Origin of the sequence: Streptomyces luteoverticillatus, from assembly GCF_003970715.1 — a bacterium.
GTDB classification, from domain to species: domain Bacteria; phylum Actinomycetota; class Actinomycetes; order Streptomycetales; family Streptomycetaceae; genus Streptomyces; species Streptomyces abikoensis.
Map to the genome: position 1 here is coordinate 6346351 of NZ_CP034587.1, position 18282 is coordinate 6364632.

The 18282-nt window shown below is 73.0% G+C and carries 16 protein-coding genes and 2 pseudogenes; 8 read left to right on the plus strand and 10 right to left on the minus strand.

The window, feature by feature from the left end; all coding sequences use genetic code 11:
- The first annotated feature begins 37 nt into the window (after positions 1-37).
- Complete coding sequence (locus EKH77_RS28175) at positions 38-316, plus strand: acyl carrier protein (protein WP_126917071.1); 279 nt, start codon at positions 38-40, stop codon at positions 314-316.
- The gene (locus EKH77_RS28180; RefSeq protein WP_240667577.1) at positions 313-1320 is read left to right on the plus strand and encodes an acyltransferase domain-containing protein; all 1008 of its coding nucleotides are present in this window, start codon (positions 313-315) and stop codon (positions 1318-1320) included. The genes EKH77_RS28175 and EKH77_RS28180 overlap by 4 nt, the downstream gene beginning before the upstream one ends.
- 85 nt (positions 1321-1405) lie before the next feature.
- On the opposite strand, the gene EKH77_RS28185 is transcribed toward EKH77_RS28180, so the two are convergent.
- Positions 1406-2266 carry a class I SAM-dependent methyltransferase gene (locus EKH77_RS28185; RefSeq protein WP_126917072.1) on the minus strand — a complete coding sequence of 287 codons (861 nt, stop codon included), beginning with the start codon at positions 2264-2266 and terminating at the stop codon, positions 1406-1408.
- A 242-nt stretch (positions 2267-2508) separates the two neighbouring features.
- On the opposite strand from EKH77_RS28185, the gene EKH77_RS28190 reads away from it, so the two are divergent.
- From EKH77_RS28190 to EKH77_RS28200, 3 genes are read left to right on the plus strand one after another with little or no spacing between them, the layout of a single operon-like run.
- Positions 2509-2943 carry an ester cyclase gene (locus tag EKH77_RS28190; RefSeq protein WP_126917073.1) on the plus strand — a complete coding sequence of 145 codons (435 nt, stop codon included), beginning with the start codon at positions 2509-2511 and terminating at the stop codon, positions 2941-2943.
- 43 nt (positions 2944-2986) lie between these two features.
- Positions 2987-3895: an AfsR/SARP family transcriptional regulator gene (locus EKH77_RS28195; RefSeq protein WP_164737889.1), complete on the plus strand. Its 909-nt coding sequence runs from the start codon at positions 2987-2989 to the stop codon at positions 3893-3895.
- Between the two features lie 48 nt (positions 3896-3943).
- The gene (locus EKH77_RS28200; protein ID WP_126917074.1) at positions 3944-4138 is read left to right on the plus strand and encodes a hypothetical protein; all 195 of its coding nucleotides are present in this window, start codon (positions 3944-3946) and stop codon (positions 4136-4138) included.
- A gap of 18 nt (positions 4139-4156) precedes the next feature.
- On the opposite strand, the gene EKH77_RS28205 is transcribed toward EKH77_RS28200, so the two are convergent.
- From EKH77_RS28205 to EKH77_RS28215, 3 genes and pseudogenes are all read right to left on the minus strand, one after another.
- A complete protein-coding gene (locus tag EKH77_RS28205) occupies positions 4157-5563 on the minus strand; it encodes a family 2B encapsulin nanocompartment shell protein (RefSeq protein WP_126917075.1) in 1407 nt (468 codons plus the stop codon).
- Between the two features lie 163 nt (positions 5564-5726).
- Positions 5727-7139: a family 2B encapsulin nanocompartment shell protein gene (locus tag EKH77_RS28210; RefSeq protein ID WP_126917076.1), complete on the minus strand. Its 1413-nt coding sequence runs from the start codon at positions 7137-7139 to the stop codon at positions 5727-5729.
- A 134-nt stretch (positions 7140-7273) separates the two neighbouring features.
- A pseudogene (locus EKH77_RS28215) lies at positions 7274-8490 on the minus strand (phosphodiester glycosidase family protein).
- Between the two features lie 224 nt (positions 8491-8714).
- On the opposite strand from EKH77_RS28215, the gene EKH77_RS28220 reads away from it, so the two are divergent.
- Positions 8715-9608, plus strand: coding sequence for a phosphatidylinositol-specific phospholipase C/glycerophosphodiester phosphodiesterase family protein (locus EKH77_RS28220; protein WP_126917077.1), 894 nt, complete (start codon positions 8715-8717; stop codon positions 9606-9608).
- Here EKH77_RS28220 and EKH77_RS28225 read toward each other — a convergent pair.
- The gene (locus tag EKH77_RS28225) at positions 9556-10053 is read right to left on the minus strand and encodes a hypothetical protein (RefSeq protein ID WP_126917078.1); all 498 of its coding nucleotides are present in this window, start codon (positions 10051-10053) and stop codon (positions 9556-9558) included. The two genes, EKH77_RS28220 and EKH77_RS28225, sit on opposite strands and share 53 nt — an antisense overlap.
- A 176-nt stretch (positions 10054-10229) precedes the next feature.
- Between EKH77_RS28225 and EKH77_RS28230 the strand changes: the two genes are divergently transcribed.
- Positions 10230-10613: a hypothetical protein gene (locus tag EKH77_RS28230; RefSeq protein ID WP_126917079.1), complete on the plus strand. Its 384-nt coding sequence runs from the start codon at positions 10230-10232 to the stop codon at positions 10611-10613.
- Positions 10614-10692: 79 nt separating this feature from the next.
- Here the strand turns inward: EKH77_RS28230 and EKH77_RS28235 are convergent.
- Both EKH77_RS28235 and EKH77_RS28240 read right to left on the minus strand, forming a co-directional pair.
- Positions 10693-11634: pseudogene (locus EKH77_RS28235) on the minus strand (SWF or SNF family helicase); the annotation flags it as partial.
- The gene (locus EKH77_RS28240; protein ID WP_126917081.1) at positions 11631-14528 is read right to left on the minus strand and encodes a DEAD/DEAH box helicase; all 2898 of its coding nucleotides are present in this window, start codon (positions 14526-14528) and stop codon (positions 11631-11633) included. The gene EKH77_RS28240 and the pseudogene EKH77_RS28235, both read right to left, overlap by 4 nt.
- A gap of 155 nt (positions 14529-14683) precedes the next feature.
- Between EKH77_RS28240 and EKH77_RS28245 the strand changes: the two genes are divergently transcribed.
- Positions 14684-14866: a hypothetical protein gene (locus tag EKH77_RS28245; RefSeq protein ID WP_126917082.1), complete on the plus strand. Its 183-nt coding sequence runs from the start codon at positions 14684-14686 to the stop codon at positions 14864-14866.
- Positions 14867-14880: 14 nt separating this feature from the next.
- Here the strand turns inward: EKH77_RS28245 and EKH77_RS28250 are convergent, their stop codons facing one another.
- Genes EKH77_RS28250 through EKH77_RS28260 form a run of 3 tightly spaced genes read right to left on the minus strand, consistent with a single transcriptional unit; the run spans position 14881 to position 18165 of the window.
- Positions 14881-15903, minus strand: a complete 1023-nt coding sequence (locus EKH77_RS28250; protein ID WP_126917083.1) for a PD40 domain-containing protein — start codon at positions 15901-15903, stop codon at positions 14881-14883.
- Between the two features lie 49 nt (positions 15904-15952).
- A complete protein-coding gene (locus EKH77_RS28255; RefSeq protein ID WP_126917084.1) occupies positions 15953-17254 on the minus strand; it encodes an MFS transporter in 1302 nt (433 codons plus the stop codon).
- Positions 17255-17256: 2 nt separating this feature from the next.
- Complete coding sequence (locus EKH77_RS28260) at positions 17257-18165, minus strand: alkaline phosphatase family protein (protein ID WP_240667578.1); 909 nt, start codon at positions 18163-18165, stop codon at positions 17257-17259.
- Positions 18166-18282 lie beyond the last annotated feature (117 nt).

Below are 18282 nucleotides of genomic sequence, written 5' to 3' on the forward strand. Positions count from 1 at the left end.
ACTAGATGTCTCTCACGACCATCATGGAGGAAAACCCATGAGTGACTTCACCATCGACGAACTGATCCGGATCATGCGCGAGTGCGCGGGCGAGGACGAGGCGGGCGACCTCACCCCGGACGTGGCCGACCAGGACTTCGACCTCCTCGGCTACGACTCGCTCGCCCTGATGGCCACCGCGAGCAGGGTGGAGCGCGAACACGGCCTCCGGCTCCCGGAGGAGGAGATGGCGGAGATCCGTACGCCCGCCGCGTTCGTCGCCCTCGTCAACGAGGAGCTGCGCCGGACCGCGCGGGCGGCGGAGAGCCCCCGGTGAGCGGCGGCGCTCTCCCGGTCGCCCTGCTGCTGCCGGGACAGGGCTCCCAGCACGTACGCATGGCGGCCGGGCTCCACCCCGGGGTGCCGGAGTTCGCCGCGGCGATGGACGAGGTGTTCACGGCGATGGGGGAGGAGGGGGAGCGGCTGCGCTCCGACTGGCTCGCCGAGCGCCCGGCAGTGCCGATCGACCACGTCACGCGTTCGCAGCCGCTGCTGTTCGCCGTCGACTACGCGCTCGGCCGGCTCGTCCTGAGCTGGGGCGTGCGCCCGGCCGCGTTCCTCGGGCACAGCATCGGCGAGATGGCGGCGGGCGTCCTGGCCGGGGTATTCGACCTGCGGGACGCCGCCGCCCTGGTGCTGGACCGGGTGCGGCGGCTGGCCGCCGCACCGCCCGGCGGCATGCTCGCGGTGGCCGCGACCCCCGCCGAACTGGATCCGTACCTGAGCACCGACGTCGTCGTCGGCGCGGTCAACGCCCCCCGGCAGACGGTCGTCGCGGGGCCGAACGGGCCCCTGGAGAAGACCGAACGGCTCCTGAGAGAAGCCGGGTTCACCTGCCGCCGGGTGCCCTCGCTCAGCGGCTTCCACAGCCCGATGCTGGCACCCGCCTGCCGGGGCGCCGAGGAGCGGATCGCCACCGTACCGGTCCGGGCGCCGCACACGGCGGTGTACTCCGCCTACACCACGGCCCCGCTGACCCACGAGGACGTCACCGACGCCTCCTTCTGGGCACGGCACCCGGTGGCACCCGTCCTGTTCTGGCCCGCCCTCGACGCCCTGCTGGCCGGCGGCGACCACCTGCTCGTCGAGGCGGGCCCCGGCCAGGGCCTCTCCCGGCTGGCCCGCCGCCACCCGGCCGTCCGCCGGGGCGGCAGCCGGGTCGTCCCCCTCCTCCCGGCCCGCCCCGGCCCGCCGGAGCGGGATCTGGCGACACTGACGGCGGCCGCCGGCCTCCTCACACCGTCGGGTCCGGCGAGCGGATACGGCTCGTCCGGCGTCTGAGGACGAACGACGGGACCCCTACGGTCGCGGGGGTGGGGCGGGGCGGGGGCGACGAGAACCCGGTCCCCGCCCGGTCCCTGCCCGGCTACCGTGCCGCGACGGCCGTCACGTAGCGCACCGGCGTGTCGATCGTCAACGGCCCACCGTCCACGCGCAGCGCGTCCAGCGAGGACACCAGCCGCTCCCGGAGCGCCTCCCGGTCCGCCGGGCCCAGGTGCTCCCAGAGCAGCCGCATCCCCTGCGTGTGCGACCACTCCACCCATGCCGTCCCCGACGCCGCCACCAGACGCACGGTCTCGTCCTCGCACACCACGTCCCGGAAGCCGCACCCCTCCAGGGTCCGGACCAGGTCCGCCGGGTCCGCGAGCCAGCTGTTGAAGCGCTGCCGCAGCCGTTCCGGCCGCCACTCGGGCGGCAGGTTCCGCAGCAGCTCGCGCGGGATCAGCTCGGTGAACACCGGCGGCAGGAAGGGGAACGTGTCGTCCGTGAAGACCGGGGTGGTGAAGCCGATCCGCCCCCGGCCGGCGAGCAGCCGTGCGTAACGGGCCAGCGCGGCCGGGGCGTCGGGGAAGAAGATGACGCTGTAGCTGCCCGTGACGACGTCGAACGAGCCCTCGGGGAAGTCCGGGCGCTCCCCGTCCATCACGCGCAGCCGGACGTTGCCGACGCCCTGGCGGGCGGCTTCCTTCGTGGTCTCCTCGATCATGCCCGGCGCGATGTCGATGCCGACCACCGTCCCGTTCGCCCCCACCCGCTCGGCGGCGGGGAAGACACAAGCTCCCCGGCCGCAGCCGACGTCCAGGACGCGCTCGCCGGGGAGCGGCGCGAGACGGTCGACGAGCCGGTGGCCCATGGGGGTGAAGAACTCCACCCCCAGCCTGTCGTAGGCGGCGGCGGCCCGGTCGAATGCGGCGGCCACTTCGGATTTGTAGGTCGACGTGTCCAAGATGCGCTCCCGGTCCGATCGGTCTGTGCCGCCGACGCGCACGGCGCGGCGCCCTCCGGTGACGAGCCCAGCGTCGGGGCGTGATCTCGGGCGGGAATGGAGACCGGTTGGAGCGTCAGTGGACTACGCCTGGCGCGGCGTTGAATCAGGCCCGTGAGTGGCCCGGCGACCCTTGTTCCGCGCCACGGTGCCTCTTGAGAATGGGTCGGCAAGCTTTGGAGCCCATCTGCGAGGAGAGGTTCATGAGCGCGCGACTGGACAGTGTCCGACGCCTGATCGAGGCGTACAACACCGGGAAGACCGACGACGTAGCGGACTACATCCACCCGGAATATCTGAACCCGGGGACCTTGGAATTCACCTCGCTGCGCGGACCGGAACTCTTCGCCCTGAACGTCGCGTGGGTGAAGAGGACGTTCTCCCAGGACGCGCGGCTGGAGGAGGTCGACATCGAGGAGCGCGGCGACTGGGTGCGCGCGAAGCTCGTCCTGTACGGCCGGCACGTCGGCGACATGGTGGGGATGGCCCCGACGGGGCGGCTGTTCTCCGGAGAGCAGATCCACCTCTTCCGGTTCGTCGACGGCAGGATCCGTGACCACCGCGACTGGCCCGACTACCTGGGGACCTACCGCCAGCTCGGCGAGCCGTGGCCCGAGCCGGGCGGCTGGCGGCCCTGAGGCGAGGAGCGAGGCGACGGGGAGACGGGGAGACGGGGGAACGATGGAGCTGGGCGTTCTGGGGCCGTTGTACGTGCGGGCGAACGAGCGGGCGAACGAGCGGGCGGACGAGTGGGTGGACGCGCCGACCGCGCCGAAACTGCGCAATGTGCTGGCGATGCTGATGGTGCACACGGGGCAGGTGGTCTCGGTCGCCTCGCTCGTGCGGGACCTGTGGGACGACGATCCGCCGGCGAGCGGGCTGACCACCTTGCAGACGTACATCCTGAACCTGCGCAAGATGTTCTCGTCCGCCACGGGCATGTCCACGGCCGAGGTCGCGCGCGAGGTCCTGGTCACCAGGGCCGGCGGCTACCGGCTCACCGCCGGGGCGGGGTCGCTGGACGTCCACCGCTTCCAGCGGCTGGCGCGGAGCGGCCGGGAGGCGCTGGCGCGGGGCGACGACGACGCCGGTGTGCACGATCTCGACGACGCCCTGTCGCTGTGGCGGGGGCCCGCGCTGGTGGACGTCCCGGCGGGCCGGGTGCTGGAGTCCAGGCGCCGGCAGCTCGAGGAGTCGCGGCTGGTCACCCTCGAGTACCTGGTCGACGCCGAGCTGCGGCTCGGCATGTACCGGGAGGTGCTCGCCGAACTGGCCGCCCTGACCGTCGAGAACCCGCTGCACGAAGGACTGCACGGCCAGTACATGCGGGCGCTCTACCTCGGCGGCCGGCGTGCCCAGGCGCTGGAGGTGTTCCAGCGGCTGCGGAGGGCGCTGGTGGCCGAGCTGGGCCTCGGCCCGGGGCTCCGGCTCCAGCGGCTGCACCAGGCGGTGCTGAACGCGGACGGTGACATCGACGACAGGGCGTGGCGGGAAGCCGACCCCGATTCGCGCATCCGTTCCACGGTTCACGGCCGAATCGGTGATTCCCACCCGGATGGCGTATGCCCGTCGCACCGGTCCCTGCGGTGAGATGAGCAAGACTGGCGGACGTCCGCTGCCGCACCGAGGAGGTACATCATGGCCGTATCGATTTCCATGGTCCTGTTGCTTCTGATTCTGTCGGTGGTGTTCATGCGCAACGGGGGACTGCGCTTCTCGCACGCGATGGTCTGCGTTCTGCTGGGCTTCGTCCTCGCCAGCACCAGCGTCGCGCCGACCATCTCGCACGGGATCAATGCCACCGCCGAGATCGTCGGCGGCGTCAGGCCCTGACCGGCCGGGTGGCGCCCCTCAGCGCCCGATCTCCACGTCCTCCAGCACACCCAGCGCGTCCGGGACCAGGACGGCCGCCGAGAAGTAGGCGCTCACCAGGTAGGACGACACGGCCTGCTCGTTGATGCCCATGAAGCGCACATTGAGGCTGGGCTGGAACTCGTCCGGAATACCGGTCTGGTGGAGCCCGATGACGCCCTGGTTGTCCTCGCCCATGCGCATCGCGATGATCGAGCTGGTGCCGGTGTCGCTCACCGGGATCTTGTTGCAGGGCAGCAGGGGGACACCGCGCCAGGAGCGCACGGAGGTGCCCAGGAGATCGATGTTCTTCGGGTAGAGGCCTCGACTGGTGCACTCGCGCCCGAAGGCGGCGATCGTCCGCGGATGCGCCAGGAAGACCTGGGTCTTGCGGCGCCGTGAGAGGAGCTCGTCGAGGTCGTCGGGGGTGGGCGGTCCGCTGCGGGTGTGGATGCGCTGGCCGAGGTCGGCGTTGTGGAGGAGGCCGAACTCGCGGTTGTTGATCATTTCGTGTTCTTGGCGTTCGCGCAGGGCCTCGACGGTGAGCCGCAGCTGTTGTTCGAGCTGGTTCATCGGCTCGTTGTAGAGGTCGGCGACACGCGTGTGCACCCGTAGCACCGTCTGGGCGACGCTCAGCTCGTACTCGCGCGGCTTGAGCTCGTAGTCCACGAACGTGCCGGTGATGGCGGGCTCGCCGATGTGGCCCGAGGTCACCGCGATGTCCGCCTCGCCCCGCTTGTTGGCGGGGGGCGCGGGCCGGGACGCGAAGCCCGCGACATGCGCGCGCAGCGCGTCGGAACGATCGGCGATCGCCTCGAACGCCTGCCGGGTGAGCGTCAGCACCGCGCAGCGGGTCACGGCCCGGACGGTGAACGCCCAGGTGCCGTCGGGCTCCAGGGGCAGCTTCTCACCGAAGTAGTCGCCGTCGGCGAGGGTGCCGAGCGCGATCTCGTCCCCGTACTTGCCGGTGCCGGTCTTGGCGAGCTTGCCGTGCGCGATGAGGAAGATCTGGTCGGCGGGCTGCCCCGCCTCCACGAGTGCGTCGCCCGCGGCGTACTCCCGCTGCACGAAGGCGTCCGCCAGGGCCTCCAGGACGTCGGCGTCCTCGAAGCCGCGCAGGACGGGCAGCTCGCCCAGCTCCGGCGGGATGACCCGGATGTCGGCGCCGGTGGAGATGAACTCCACCCGGCCGTCCCCGACGGTGTAGGTGAGCCGCCGGTTGACCCGGTAGGTGCCGGCCGAGACCTGCACCCAGGGCAGGACGCGCAGCAGCCAGCGCGAGGAGATCCCCTGCATCTGGGGGACGGACTTGGTGGTCGTCGCGAGCTGGCGTGCCGCGCCGGTGCCCAGGCTCAGCTGTGCCTGAGCGGCCTGCTCGGTGTTCTCCGGCTCCACTGACGTGGTCATATCTGGTGATCACCCATCTGTGTGAATCAGGCTGTGAAAACGTGGTGCGGAGCACCCCGGAGAGCCGGACGGCGGCTGTGCCCGGACCGACGGGCCCGCCCGGCTGTCGGGGTGACGATCCTCTTCACGCGCTCATACGGGAAGAGGCCTTCGACGGAATTCCTCAGTGCCCGATCTCGACGTTCTCGAGGATTCCGAGGGCGTCGGGCACCAGTACCGCCGCCGAGTAATAGACGCTCACCAGATAGGACATGATGGCCTTCTCGCTGATGCCCATGAAGCGCACCGAAAGGCTCGGCTGGTATTCATCGGGAATTCCCGTGCGGTGGAGGCCGATGACGCCCTGGGACTCCTCACCGGTGCGCATCAGCAGAATCGAGCTGACACCCGTCTCCGTGATCGGGATCTTGTTGCAGGGGTAGATGGGCACGCCCCGCCAGGCGGGCAGGGAGTGCCCGCCCACCTGCGCGCTGTCCGGGTAGACGCCCCGGCGGTTGAACTCGCGGGCGATCGCCGCGATGGTGCGCGGGTGGGCCAGCAGGAAGCCCGGGTCCTTCCAGACCGTCGCCAGCAGCTCGTCGAGGTCGTCGGGGGTGGGCGGTCCGCTGCGGGTGTGGATGCGCTGGCTGAGATCGGCGTTGTGGAGGAGGCCGAACTCGCGGTTGTTGATCATTTCGTGTTCTTGGCGTTCGCGCAGGGCCTCGACGGTGAGCCGCAGCTGTTGTTCGAGCTGGTTCATCGGCTCGTTGTAGAGGTCGGCGACACGCGTGTGCACCCGTAGCACCGTCTGGGCGACGCTCAGCCCGTACTCGCGCGGCGAGGTCTCGTAGTTCGCGAAGACCCCGGGCAGGGAGGGCTCCCCGCTGTGGCCGGAGGCGACGTCGATCGCCGACTCCCCGTGCTCGTTGTGGGGGAGGGCCGACCTGCGGCGATAGCCCTCGACGTGCGCGCTGAGGCCGGGGGAGCCGTCCAGGGCCTCCTGGAACTCCCCGCGCGGCAGCGTCAGCACCGTACAGGCCGTCACCGCCCGGACGGAGAAATCCCACTCGCCCGGCTGCTCGGCGGCCAGCGCCTGATCGCCGACGTACCCGCCGTCGGCCAGGACGCCCAGCACGGCCGGCTCGCCGTACTCGCCCTCGTGGAACTTCTCGGCCTTGCCATGGGCGAGCAGCACCACCTCGTCCGCCGGACGCCCGGCCTCGACCAGCAGCTCACCGGGGCGGAACTCCCGCTGGACGAACCGCCCGGCCAGCGCCTCCAGGACCGCGGGGTCCTCGAAGCCGCGCAGCAGGGGAAGCTCGCCGAGCTCCGCCGGGATGACCCGCACCTCGGCGCCGGTCGTGAAGAACTCCACCCGGCCGTCGCCGAGCGTGTGCGTCAGCCGGCGGTTCACCCGGTACGTACCGCCGGAGAGCTGAACCCACGGCAGCAGCCGCAGGAGCCACCGCGAGGTGATCCCCTGCATCTGCGGAACGGACTTGGTCGTGGTCGCCAGATTACGGGCGGCCTCGGTGCCCAGGCTCAGCCGCCCGGGTGGATTATCCGTGCCCGCGCCGGTCTCCACTGACGTCGTCATAATCGAATGCCCACCCATCCATTACGGAAGTACCCATTGCGGAACCGTCGGGAATTCCCGCTCGCCCCCATTCGAAGCTAGCAGTGCGAATCGATGGGGGCGATCACTCAAAAGGATGGGATTGAAAGGTGATGTCAAGGTCGGATAAAAATGCCCACGCCGTTGGGGACGGGCCGTTCGGCGCCGCCCGACGGATGGTTGCGCACGGTCGGCCGGGCCTCTCCCGGCTCCCGGGCGACGAGCGTCGACGAGCCGCCGCCGTCGAGGTTGAAGCCGTCGGATGCCCCCAGCCCCTTCAGCGCCTGGGCCAGCTCCAGCAGGGTCAGCCCGGGACGGTGGGCGGCGCCGCCGTCGAGCGCCAGCAGCAACAGCCGCCGCCCCCGGTCCGCAAGGCCGGCGGCGGTCCGCACGGCGGCGGTCTCCGCGTCCAGCCCCGGGACCGGCCTGCCTCCGCGTAGCAGGGGGAAACCCCGATCGCGAAGCGCAACGACCCCGAACGCCGGGGCCGCAGGTACTCGTCGACCGTCACCCGGTCACCGACCTTGAGCTTGCGCAGCTGCCGCGCCCCGTCCTCACGCCCCAGCAGCACCACCGAACCCCGTGCGACGGCGCCCCGGCCGGGCCGCTCCGCCACGGCCGCCACCTTGCCCCCGCGCACGGTCAGTTCACGGGTGTCGTCGCTGCACGGCGCGCCCCGGTCGGTGTCCGTGCCACAGGTGGCCCGCTGCCGTGACGCCGCGCCCCAGGCCGGGGTGAACGCCCCGATGCCGTCGACCGGGATCGCGTACTGATTGAAGCCGCTCAGCGGGAACTCGTCGTTCCGCGCGCGTACGGACCCCTGCAGCGTGAGCCGGTCCAGCCGGGCCGTCCGGTCCGCGCCCACGCCCAGGACGTCCTCCGTGGTGCCGCCCGACGGCATGGCTGGCCCGAACCGCTGGCCGTCCGGCACCGCTGCCTTCAGGTCGTGCCCGCCCGCCACGGCCGGCCCCACCGGCGCGCCCGTGGCGTCCACTCCGGGGTGCTGTGCCTCGGCGATGTTGAAGAAGTCCCCGTTCACCCCGCCGACCGCGCCGCTGTCGGCGGCCATCCGGGACAGCCGCTCCCGGGCACCCACCGCGCCCGGATACAGCAGGTCCACCGACACCCGACGGTCGCGCAGGTCGACCGTGAGCAGATGCCCGTACGCCGGTCCGTTCGATCCCTTCAGCGAGAACCCCCGATACGTCACTCCGGGCCCCAGCGCCGACGGCGCGCCCAGCTCCGGCGGGGAGAAATCCTCCGTGCCCGCCCACGCCGTGCCGCCCCCGACCAGCGAGACCCATGCCACCAGTACCGTCAGAACCGCGCGCACGCGGCGTCCACGTCTTCCCACTGTCTCCCCAGAGGTCCCGTCAACTCTGTCACGACGCAAGGGACTTATCCATGCCCCGAAAGAACGACAGGGAAATCTCAGGCGGCGCCCGGCGCAACTCTCGGCCCAGCTCTGTCAAACGGCCCGGTGGGCCCCGATACTCGCAAGCGTCAGCGCGCGCAGCCCGCCCCTATTCGCTCACCGAGCCACCGGGAGGCAGCCCCATGACCCGAACGCGCCGATCCGCCGTCCTCACCCTCGGAGCCGCGCTCACCGGCTCCCTCGCCGCCCCGGCCCTCGCGGCCGCCGCCCCCGCCACTCCCACGCCCCTGCCCGCGCCCACGCTCACGGCGGCGGACGCCGGGCGCGGCAGGCCGCCGCTGCGCCGCGCCCACGCGCACAACGACTACGAGCACCCCCACCCGCTCACCGACGCCCTCTCCCACGGCTTCAACAGCGTGGAGGCCGACATCTGGCTGGTCGGGGACGAGCTCCTCGTCGCGCACGACGCCTCCGGCCTCGACCCCGCACGCACGCTCGAATCCCTCTATCTCGACCCCCTGCTGCGCCGCGTCAGAGCCAACCGCGGCCGGGTCTACCGCGGATACGACCTGACCCTCCAGCTGCTCATCGACATCAAGACCCCGGGCGACGCCACCTACCGGGCCCTGTCGCGCCGCCTGCGCCCGTACCACCCGATGCTCACCGAGTGGTCCGGCAGGCGGGTGCGCCGCGCCGCGGTGACCGCCGTCGTCTCGGGTGACCGCGGCGCCCGCGCCCCCATGGAGGCGGAGCGGACGCGGCACGCCTTCTACGACGGTCGGCTCACCGACCTCGGGGGCGCGCCCGCCTCCTTCGCGCCCCTCGTCAGCGACAACTGGGGGCAGAACTTCACCTGGCGGGGGGTGGGCCCCATGCCCGGCCGCGAGCGGGCCGCACTGCGGCGGATCGTCGCCACCGCGCACGCGGAGGGCCGGACGGTCCGCTTCTGGGCCACGCCGGACGCGCCCGGCCCGGCGCGGGACGCGCTCTGGCGGGAGCTCCTCGCGGCCGGCGTGGACTACCTCAACACGGACGACCTGGCAGGTCTGGAGACGTTCCTGCGCGCAGTTCGTTGAGCACCCGGCACACTTCCGCGTCCCGGACCGCCGGCAGCAGCAGCGCGACCGCTTGCACCAGCCTGCCCAGCACGAAGGTCGTGTCGGGCGTGGCGCGCACCAGCTCCCGTACCCTCTCCGTGTCCTTCCGCCACACGGATTCGAGCAGTACTGCGACATCCGGTGCGGCCTCCTCGTCCGTCTCGACCCAACCCGGCTCGTCCGGCACCCGCTTGACGAGGTGCCGCAGTACCCGGTCGGCGACATCGGGCCGGTAGGCCTTCCGGACGGCCTCGTTGGCGATCCAGACGAGCGCGGCGACGAGGTCCCGGGCCTCCTCGGCCGCCATGGACCCGGGCAGCGAGTCGTCGAACGCCGCCTGATTGCCGTGCCGGAAGGCGAGCAGAAGGCGGGCCGCGCCCGCCTTCGCCTCGACGGCGCGTGTCCGTGTGATCTCGGCAGTCATCGGTCGAATCATACGGTTAACGGATATTTATTCCGGTAATGCCGCATCGTCGGCGGGTCGATGGAACGTCCGGAACGTCCAGGGAACGTCCGGGGAATGTCCGGTTCCCGAGCGGGTCCCGTAGCGGAACGGTCACCGCGCGGGCCGGGCTGCCGGGGCCGGGGAACGCTGGCCGTATGGCCACCCCACCAGGCCCCCCGCTGGGGCCGCCTTCCGGCCCGCCGTACGGACCTCACGGACCGTCCGGCGGCTTCGGCCCCGCCCGCCGGCCGGACCCGCCGCCCCCGTCCGGCGGCGGGGGAGGGCGCCGGGTCGCGACGGCCGTCGCCGCGCTGCTGGGCGTCGCGGTCCTCGCGGTGGCGGCCGTGGTGCTCCTCGCCGGCAAGGATCCCGGCAGGGGCACGCCGAGCCACAGCGCGGTGCCGACCGGGACGTCGGGCACCGCCACATCACCCTTCCCGCTCCCCACCGGGTTACCGTCGAGCCTGCCCAGCGGTCTGCCGTCCGGCTTGCCCACGGTGCTTCCCTCGGCCCTGCCCACGGACATCTTCGGTCTCTGACCGGGCCCCGAAGGGGCGCGGGGAACTGCGCGACCAGCCACGATGCACCCGCAGATGACTCGCCGGCCGGCTGCCGCTAGCCAGCCACCAGAGCGAGCCGCGCAGCGACCCGTTCCGGCGGCCCCGCCGCCGCCAGCCGCTCCGCGTCCTCACGCACCGTCGGCTCCCCGGTCACGGGCGTCAGCTCATGGCCCGGCGCCAGCGCCTCCGCCAGCAGCCGCCGCGCCCGGACCGCCGCCTCCCTCGCGAGGAACGCCAGGGCCTCGACGTCGAGCCCGTGCGCCTCTGCGGCCCCGTCGCCCTCACCGGCGAGGACGGGCGGCCGCCCCGCCACGTCCACCGGCGGCGGGGGATCCGGAAGCGGCGGCACAAGGCCGCGCCCCGCGAACGCCTCACGCGCCGGTATCCCCGCCGGCGGCTCCGGGGCGTGCTCAGCGGCGCGCGGAGAACTGCGCGCTCGCAGCTCCTCCAGCAACTCCCGCTCTCCGCGCCCCCGGAGCAGCAACAGGACGAGCGGGTCGTGGTCGAGCAGCCGGGCGACCTGATGGCACAGCGCCGCCGAATGCGGGCAGTGGTCCCACGCCTCGCAGGCGCACTCGGCCTCCAGATCGCCGATGCCGGGCAGCAGGTCGACGCCCGCCGCGGCCGCGTCCTCGGCCAGGTGCGGCGGCAGTTCCCCGTCCAGCAGCGCCGCGAGGTGCTCCGGACGGTCGGCCACCACGTCCAGGAGCCGGTCCCAGTCGGCCTCCGTGAACTGCTGGACCACCACGTCCGAGCGGTACGGGACGCCGTCCCGGTCGCGGACGAGCGCGGTGATCCGCCCCGGCCGCACGGACACCGCCCCGACCGCTCCCGCGCGGGCGTACCGGCGGCCGGCCTTCACCTGCTTGCCGTCCAGGGCGGAGTCCTCCAGCGCCTTGAGCCAGGCCCGGCCCCACCGGCCGGTGGCGAAGTCCCGCCCGGCCTCCGGAGGCAGGGCCGCGAAGACGCGCTCCCGCCGGTCGTGTGCGGCCGTCGTCATCGTCCGGTCCCCCTCAGCTCCACGAGCTCCGCCAGTTCGGCGTCGCTCAGTTCGGTCAGCGCGGCCTCCCCGGCGCCGCCCAGCACCGCGTCCGCGAGGGCCTGCTTGCGCGCCAGCATCTCCGCGATGCGGTCCTCGACGGTGCCCTCGGCGACGAGCCGGTGCACCTGGACGGGCTGGGTCTGGCCGATGCGGTAGGCCCGGTCGGTGGCCTGGGTTTCGACCGCGGGATTCCACCAACGGTCGAAGTGCACGACATGACCCGCGCGCGTGAGGTTCAGGCCCGTGCCGGCCGCCTTCAACGACAGCAGGAACACCGGGATCCCGCCCTCCTGGAAGCGCCGGACCATTTCCTCCCGCCGTGCCACGGGCGTACCGCCGTGCAGCAGCGCGGTGGTCACGCCCCGCGCGGCCAGATGGCGCTCCAGAAGGCGCGCCATCTGGACGTACTGGGTGAACACCAGCACGCTCCCGTCCTCGGCGAGGATGGTGTCCAGCAGCTCGTCGAGGAGCTCGACCTTGCCGGAGCGCCCCTCGATCCGGGGGCCGTCGCCGACCTCGCCGGGCTTCCCCGGGATGGGCTCCTTGAGGAACTGGGCGGGGTGGTTGCAGATCTGCTTGAGCCCGGTGAGCAGCTTGACGATCAGCCCGCGCCGTTCGAGCCCGTCCGCCTCCGCGATCTCCGTGAGGATCTCCCGCACCACGGCCTCGTACAGCCCCGCCTGTTCCCTGGTGAGCGCGACCGGGTGGTCGGTCTCGGTCTTGGGCGGCAGCTCGGGCGCGATGCCCGGGTCGGACTTGCGGCGGCGCAGCAGGAACGGGCGGACGAGCGCCGCGAGGCGCTCGGCGGCCGCCGGGTCGGTGCCGCTCTCCACGGCCCGGGCGTGGCGCCTGCGGAAGGCGCCGAGCGTGCCGAGGAGCCCGGGCGTGGTCCAGTCGAGGATCGCCCACAGCTCGGACAGGTTGTTCTCGACCGGGGTGCCGGACAGCGCCACGCGTGCCTTCGCCCCGATGGTGCGCAGGGCCTTGGCGGTCGCGGAGGACGGGTTCTTGACGTGCTGGGCCTCGTCGGCGACGACCAGGCCCCAGCCGGTGCCCGCCAGCCTCGCCGCGTCCAGCCGCATCGTGCCGTAGGTGGTGAGGACGAACTCGCCCTCGCCGAGCGCGTCCAGGTCGCGGGACGTGCCGTGGAAGCGGCGGACCGGGGTGCCGGGGGCGAAACGTTCGATCTCGCGCTGCCAGTTGCCCATCAGGGAGGCCGGGCAGACCACCAGGGTGGGGCCGGCGGCCTCCGGCAGGGTCTGGCGGTGGAGATGAAGGGCGATCAGGGTGATGGTCTTGCCCAGGCCCATGTCGTCGGCCAGGCAGCCGCCGAGGCCGAGCGAGGTCATCCGGTTCAGCCAGTCGAGGCCGCGCAGCTGGTAGTCGCGCAGGGTGGCGGCCAGCGCGGCGGGCTGGACGACCGGCTCCCGGCGGGCCTCGGGGTCGGCGATGCGGTCGCGGAGCGCCGCCAGCCAGCCCGTCGCGCGCACCTCGACCGTCTCGTCGTCGTTCCCGGCGGGGGCGCTGCCGGTGAGCGCGACGCCCAGCGCCTCGGCGGGGGTGATCCGCCGGTCGCGGCGGGCGTGGGCGCGGCGCAGCGCCTCCGGGTCGACGAGCACCCACTGGTCGCGCAGCCGTACGACGGGGCGGCTCGCCTCGGCGAGCCGGTCCAGCTCCGCTCTCGTCAGCTCCTGGTCGCCGATGGCGAAACGCCAGCCGAAGGCGAGCAGTTTGTCGGCGGACAGCAGGGAGGGCATGCCCGAGCGGTGCCCGGACGCGTCGTCCTCGTCCGGTGGGCCGACGACGGCGCGGGCGGTGAGCTCGCGGACCAGGTCCTTGGGCCAGTGGACCTCGACGCCGGCCGCGTCCAGCGCCCGGGCGGCCGTGCCGAGGAGTTCCCCGGTCTCCTCGTCGGCGAGATCGACGGCGGTGGGCACGGAGGCCGACACCAGGGGCGAGAGCGCGGGCCAGGCGTGGGCGGCGCGCCGCAGGGCGCGCAGCGCGTTCATGCGGGCGCCGCCGAGCGCGCGGCCCGCCGGGGACGCGCCGGACCACACGTCGGCGGCGTCGGCGACCAGTGCCGGGTCCGAGAGGCTGTGCAACTGCGGCACGGCCCGGAAGCGCGGGCGGAGCTCGTCGTCCGTCCCGCCGGACCCCGTCGGCGCGAGGACCTCGACGCGCAGGGAGAGCCGTACGGCCGTGTCGTACCCGGTGGCCCAGGCGCGAGCGGCGGGCACCCGCTGGGGCTCGGGGGCGGCGAAGGGGCGGCCGCCCGCGGCGAGGGCGGCGGCGGGGGAGCGGGGCAGGCCGTCGGCGACGGCGTCGAGGAAGGACCGGACGAGCCCCTCGGGTTCGGGCAGCAGGGGCATCCCGCCGCCCGGCAGCGGCACGGCGTGCGCCGTGGGCGGCATGGCCGCGGCGAGCTCCTGGACACGGCGGGTGTCGTCGGGGGTGAGCGGTCCGGTCCGCCAGGTGTCGTGGTCGGTGCCGGTCAGCCCGGGCAGCAGCTTGCCGCGCGCGGCAAGCTGGAGGGCGAGGACGGCGACGGCGCCCCAGAAGGCGGCCGTCTCGTCGGCCCGGGCGGCCCGGGCGCGGGTGAGGACGGGGACGGCGTCGCGCACGGGCAGCACGTTCGCCCGGACGGTCGTCGTGGTCACGTCGTCGCCGTCGGGAACGGCGACGGTCAGCTCCTCGACGGCGCCGTCCGCCAGGGGCGGAGTGCCGTCCGGGAGCCAGAAGGCGACCCGCCCGGTGCGGGCGGGGTCCCCGGGGAGGAAGACCGCCTGACAGCGGGCGAGCAGGGAGACGTCGGAGGGTGTCGCGGCAGAGAGCGGAGTCACAGCGCTGCGCATTCCTCAAATTTGACTAGTGCGGGCTTCGGAGCGGCCGAGGGTACAGGAGACACGCGACAGACGAGCCGATTCCGCGGGTGAGCCGCGTCACTCCCCTCCGCGCGGGCCGACGTACGCTGAAACCGTTCGGCAGCCGTCGCGAAGGAGGCACGGACATGACTAAGAGGACGAAGGTCGCCGTGGGCGGTGTGGCGGTGGGGGTGGTCCTGCTGTGGCTGCTGCCCTTCTGGGCGGCGCTGCTGGTGATCGTCGGCATCCCCGTCGGCGCCTATCTGCTGCTCGACCCCTCGCAGCGCACGCGGCTGCGCAGGGTGTCCCGCAAACAGCTGGACCGTTAGGGGCACGGTGACCGTCAGGGGCGCGCGATGAACGCGGGGGCGAGCGCCGCCTCCGTCAGCAGCCGCGCGCGGCCGGAGCCGTCGGCCGGGACGGTCCACAGATCGGAGCCGTAGTCGCCGGGCAGGGAGTACACGAGTGTGCGCCCGTCCCGCCAGACCGCCTGGTCGTCGACGCTCCGCCGCTCCGCCGTGGCGGTCTCGCGCAGGGTACGCAGATCCAGGACGTACAGCCGCCAGGGCGCGTCGGGCGACACGCCCTCGACGCGCTTCTTGTACGCGACGCGCGTTCCGTCGGGGGACAGGGAGGGACATTCGACGTTCTCGTGGAGGGCGCGCAGCGTCCGCTCCGCGCGGTCCCCGCGCACCAGATAGGTCTTGCCGCCCGTGGCGACGGTGGCGTAGAAGTGCCCGGCGTCGGCGAAGGTGACGCCCCAGACGTTGAGGTCCGCCGCCCGGTGGGGCCGGCCGTCCAGGACGAAACGGTAGGTCTCCAGATCCCGGTCCAGTTCCCCGGTGCGGACGTCCAGGACCGAGGTGCGGGTGGAGAACGCGGTGCCCGCGTAGGAGTCGCCGCTGACGAAGACCGTCCAGGCCGCGGCGCGCCCGTCCGGGGAGACCCGCGCGCGGGTGGGGATGCCGGCCAGGTCGAAGTGGCGCAGCGGGCGCAGGCGCGCGTCGAGCACCACCGCCCGGTAGACGTCCCGCAGGCCGCTGCGCACCGACTGGAGGCAGACGCCCGTGCCCGCCGCCGTGTGGAAGCGCAGACAGCGGACTCCGGAGGATGTGCGGGGGCCGGCCGGGTCGGCGTCGGGGACCGAGACGATCTCGTCGCGGTGCGGTCCCCAGGCCATGTTCCGGAAGACGTCGCGGCCGGGGGCGTCGAGGGTGACCGCGCCGGGCCGTACGGGTGGGCCGCCCGCCCGGGGCCGGTCCTTCTCCGCCGCCCGGTCGGCGGCGCGCAGGGTGGCGCCGACCGCGACCCCCGTCAGGAGGAGGACGGCCGCGAGCAGGATCAGCAGTCGGCGGGTGCGGTTCATCCGGTTCGGGTTCTCCGGTTCGGGTTCATTCGGTTCGGGTTCATCCGGTTCAACGGGCGGGCTCCGGTGGGGCGTCGGCGGGCGGGGGTCGCAGCAGTACGGCACTGGCGGCGGCGGAGACGAGGAGGCCGGTGGCCGCCACGCCCAGCGCCGTGCGGTCGCCCCACGCGGTCCAGGCCGCGCCGAAGGCGATCGAGCAGACGAAGCGCGCCGCGGCCTGACCGGTCTGGACGACCGCGAGTCCGCTGCCCCGGATCTCCCGGGGCACGGTGTCGGCGGTCGCGGCGGCCAGTACCCCGTCGGTGGCGGCGTAGAACGTGCCGTGCAGGGTGAGAACGGCGCAGGCCAGGGCGGGGGAGCTCCCCAGGGGCGCGAGCAGCAGCCCGTACGCGCCGAGGAGCGCGAGGTGGCCGCAGAGGAAGAGCCTGCGCCTGCCGAAGCGGTCGGCGACCGCGCCGAGCGGCACCGCAAACAGGAGGAACGCCGTTGCGGTGCCCAGGGGCAGCAGCGGGAACCACGCCTCGGTGACGGCGAGGCGGCGCTGGAGAGTGAGGTAGAGAAAGGAGTCGCTGATGGTGGTCAGCCCGAGGAGCACCGCGCAGGCGGTCAGCCTGCGGACACCGGGGCGGCGCAGGAGGCCCCGGAGCGGAGTCCGCTCGCCGGGGCGGAGCCCTGGACTGTCGGGGTGTCTGGGCTTGCCGAGGCTCGTGGGTTCGTCGGGGCGGGCGGGAACGAACAGCCAGAGGACGAGCACGCCCAGGGCCGCTACGCAGCCGCTGACCGTGAAGACCGCGTCGTACCCCTCGGTGGCGGTCCGCAGGACGAGGAAGGCCAGGAGGGGGCCGAGCAGCGCCCCGGCGGTGTCCATGGCCCGGTGCACGCCGAAGGCCCGAGCGCGGTCGGAGGGTTCGCAGGCCAGTGAGATCATGGCGTCGCGCGGCGCGGTGCGCAGCCCTTTGCCGGTGCGGTCGGCCGCCAGGACGGCGCCGATCAGCGGGACGCCGTGCACGACGAGCAACAGCGGTTTGCACAGCGCGGAGAGACCGTAACCGAGGACGGCCACGGTCTTGTGGCCGCCGTCGCCGCGGTCGGCGAGCCGGCCGCCGACGAGGCGCACGAGCGCGCTGACGCCGTTGTAGAGGCCGTCCAGCAGCCCGAAGCCGAGCGGGGACAGCCCCAGCCCGGCGACCAGATAGAGCGGCAGGACGGCGCTGACCATCTCCGAGGAGACGTCGGTGACCAGGCTGACGGTGCCGAGGGCGAACACCGTGGCGGGCACGGCGGCCCGCCGGCCGGGAGCGGGTTTCCGGCCGACGGTGCCGGTGGTGGTGCGACGGTCCGCGAGATACACGGTCAGCTGTTCCAGACGCCGGTGATGTCCTTGCCGTTCGCGGCGTTTCCGGCGTGCGGGAGGCCGTACATGGTCTCCAGGGTGCGCAGTACGTCGTAGTGGTTGTACGTGGTGTCGGAGGTGGAACCGGGCTTGACCTGCTGGCCGTAGAGGACGGTGGGGATCCGGTTGCCGCTGAGGCGGTTGTCCTCGTCGAAGGTGATCAGCAGCAGGCTGTTGTGGGTCTTGGCCCAGTCCGCGTAGGACTTGAGGTTGTTCTTCAGCCAAGTGTCGCCGGTGCCGATGGAGCAGTCGTGCATGTCGCTGCACATGTTCGGCACGATGAAGGAGACCGTGGGAAGGGCGCTGTAATCCTTCGGGAAGGCACCGAAGGTGTGCGCGGTGCTGGTGGGGACGTTGCCGAAGCCGAACCAGGGGTTGTGCTTCTGGCGGTACTTGCCGCTCTCGCAGGTGGTGGAGCCCTCGGCGGGCAGGGACTCGTTGTAGCTGGCCCAGGTCCTGCCCGCGGCGAGCAGCTCCGAGCCGAGGTTGGGCTCCTCGCTGAAGCCGGGGTCGACGCAGCTGTCGTCGGTGACGCCCTGGGTGTCGCCGGAGAACAACGCGTAGTAGTTGGGCTGACTGGGATGGGTCTCGGCGTACGAGGCGGTCAGGTTCGCGCCGCCCGCCGCCAGGGAGTTGATGTACGGGGCGCTGGAGCTGCCCATGACCTGGTCGTAGGCGCGGTTCTCGAAGACGACGACCACCACGTGGTCGGGTGTGGGAACGGCCGGCGCGGCGGTGGAGTCCGAGGCCCATAGGCCGAGGGAGGTGGCGGCGAGGCCGAAGGCCGTGGCGAGGGCGAGGGAGTGGCGGCGGCGGAGTCGGAGACGGCGGCGGTGGGGACGACGGGCGGGACTGGCTGCGGCGGGCACAAGCTCCTCCGGGCGAAGCGGTATCGGTGGGGGTGTGAGCCGAGTGCGCTGGCAGCGTAGGGCGGCGCGCGGTGGCATGTACACGACTTCAACGTGACGAATCCGGGAACGTCGGCC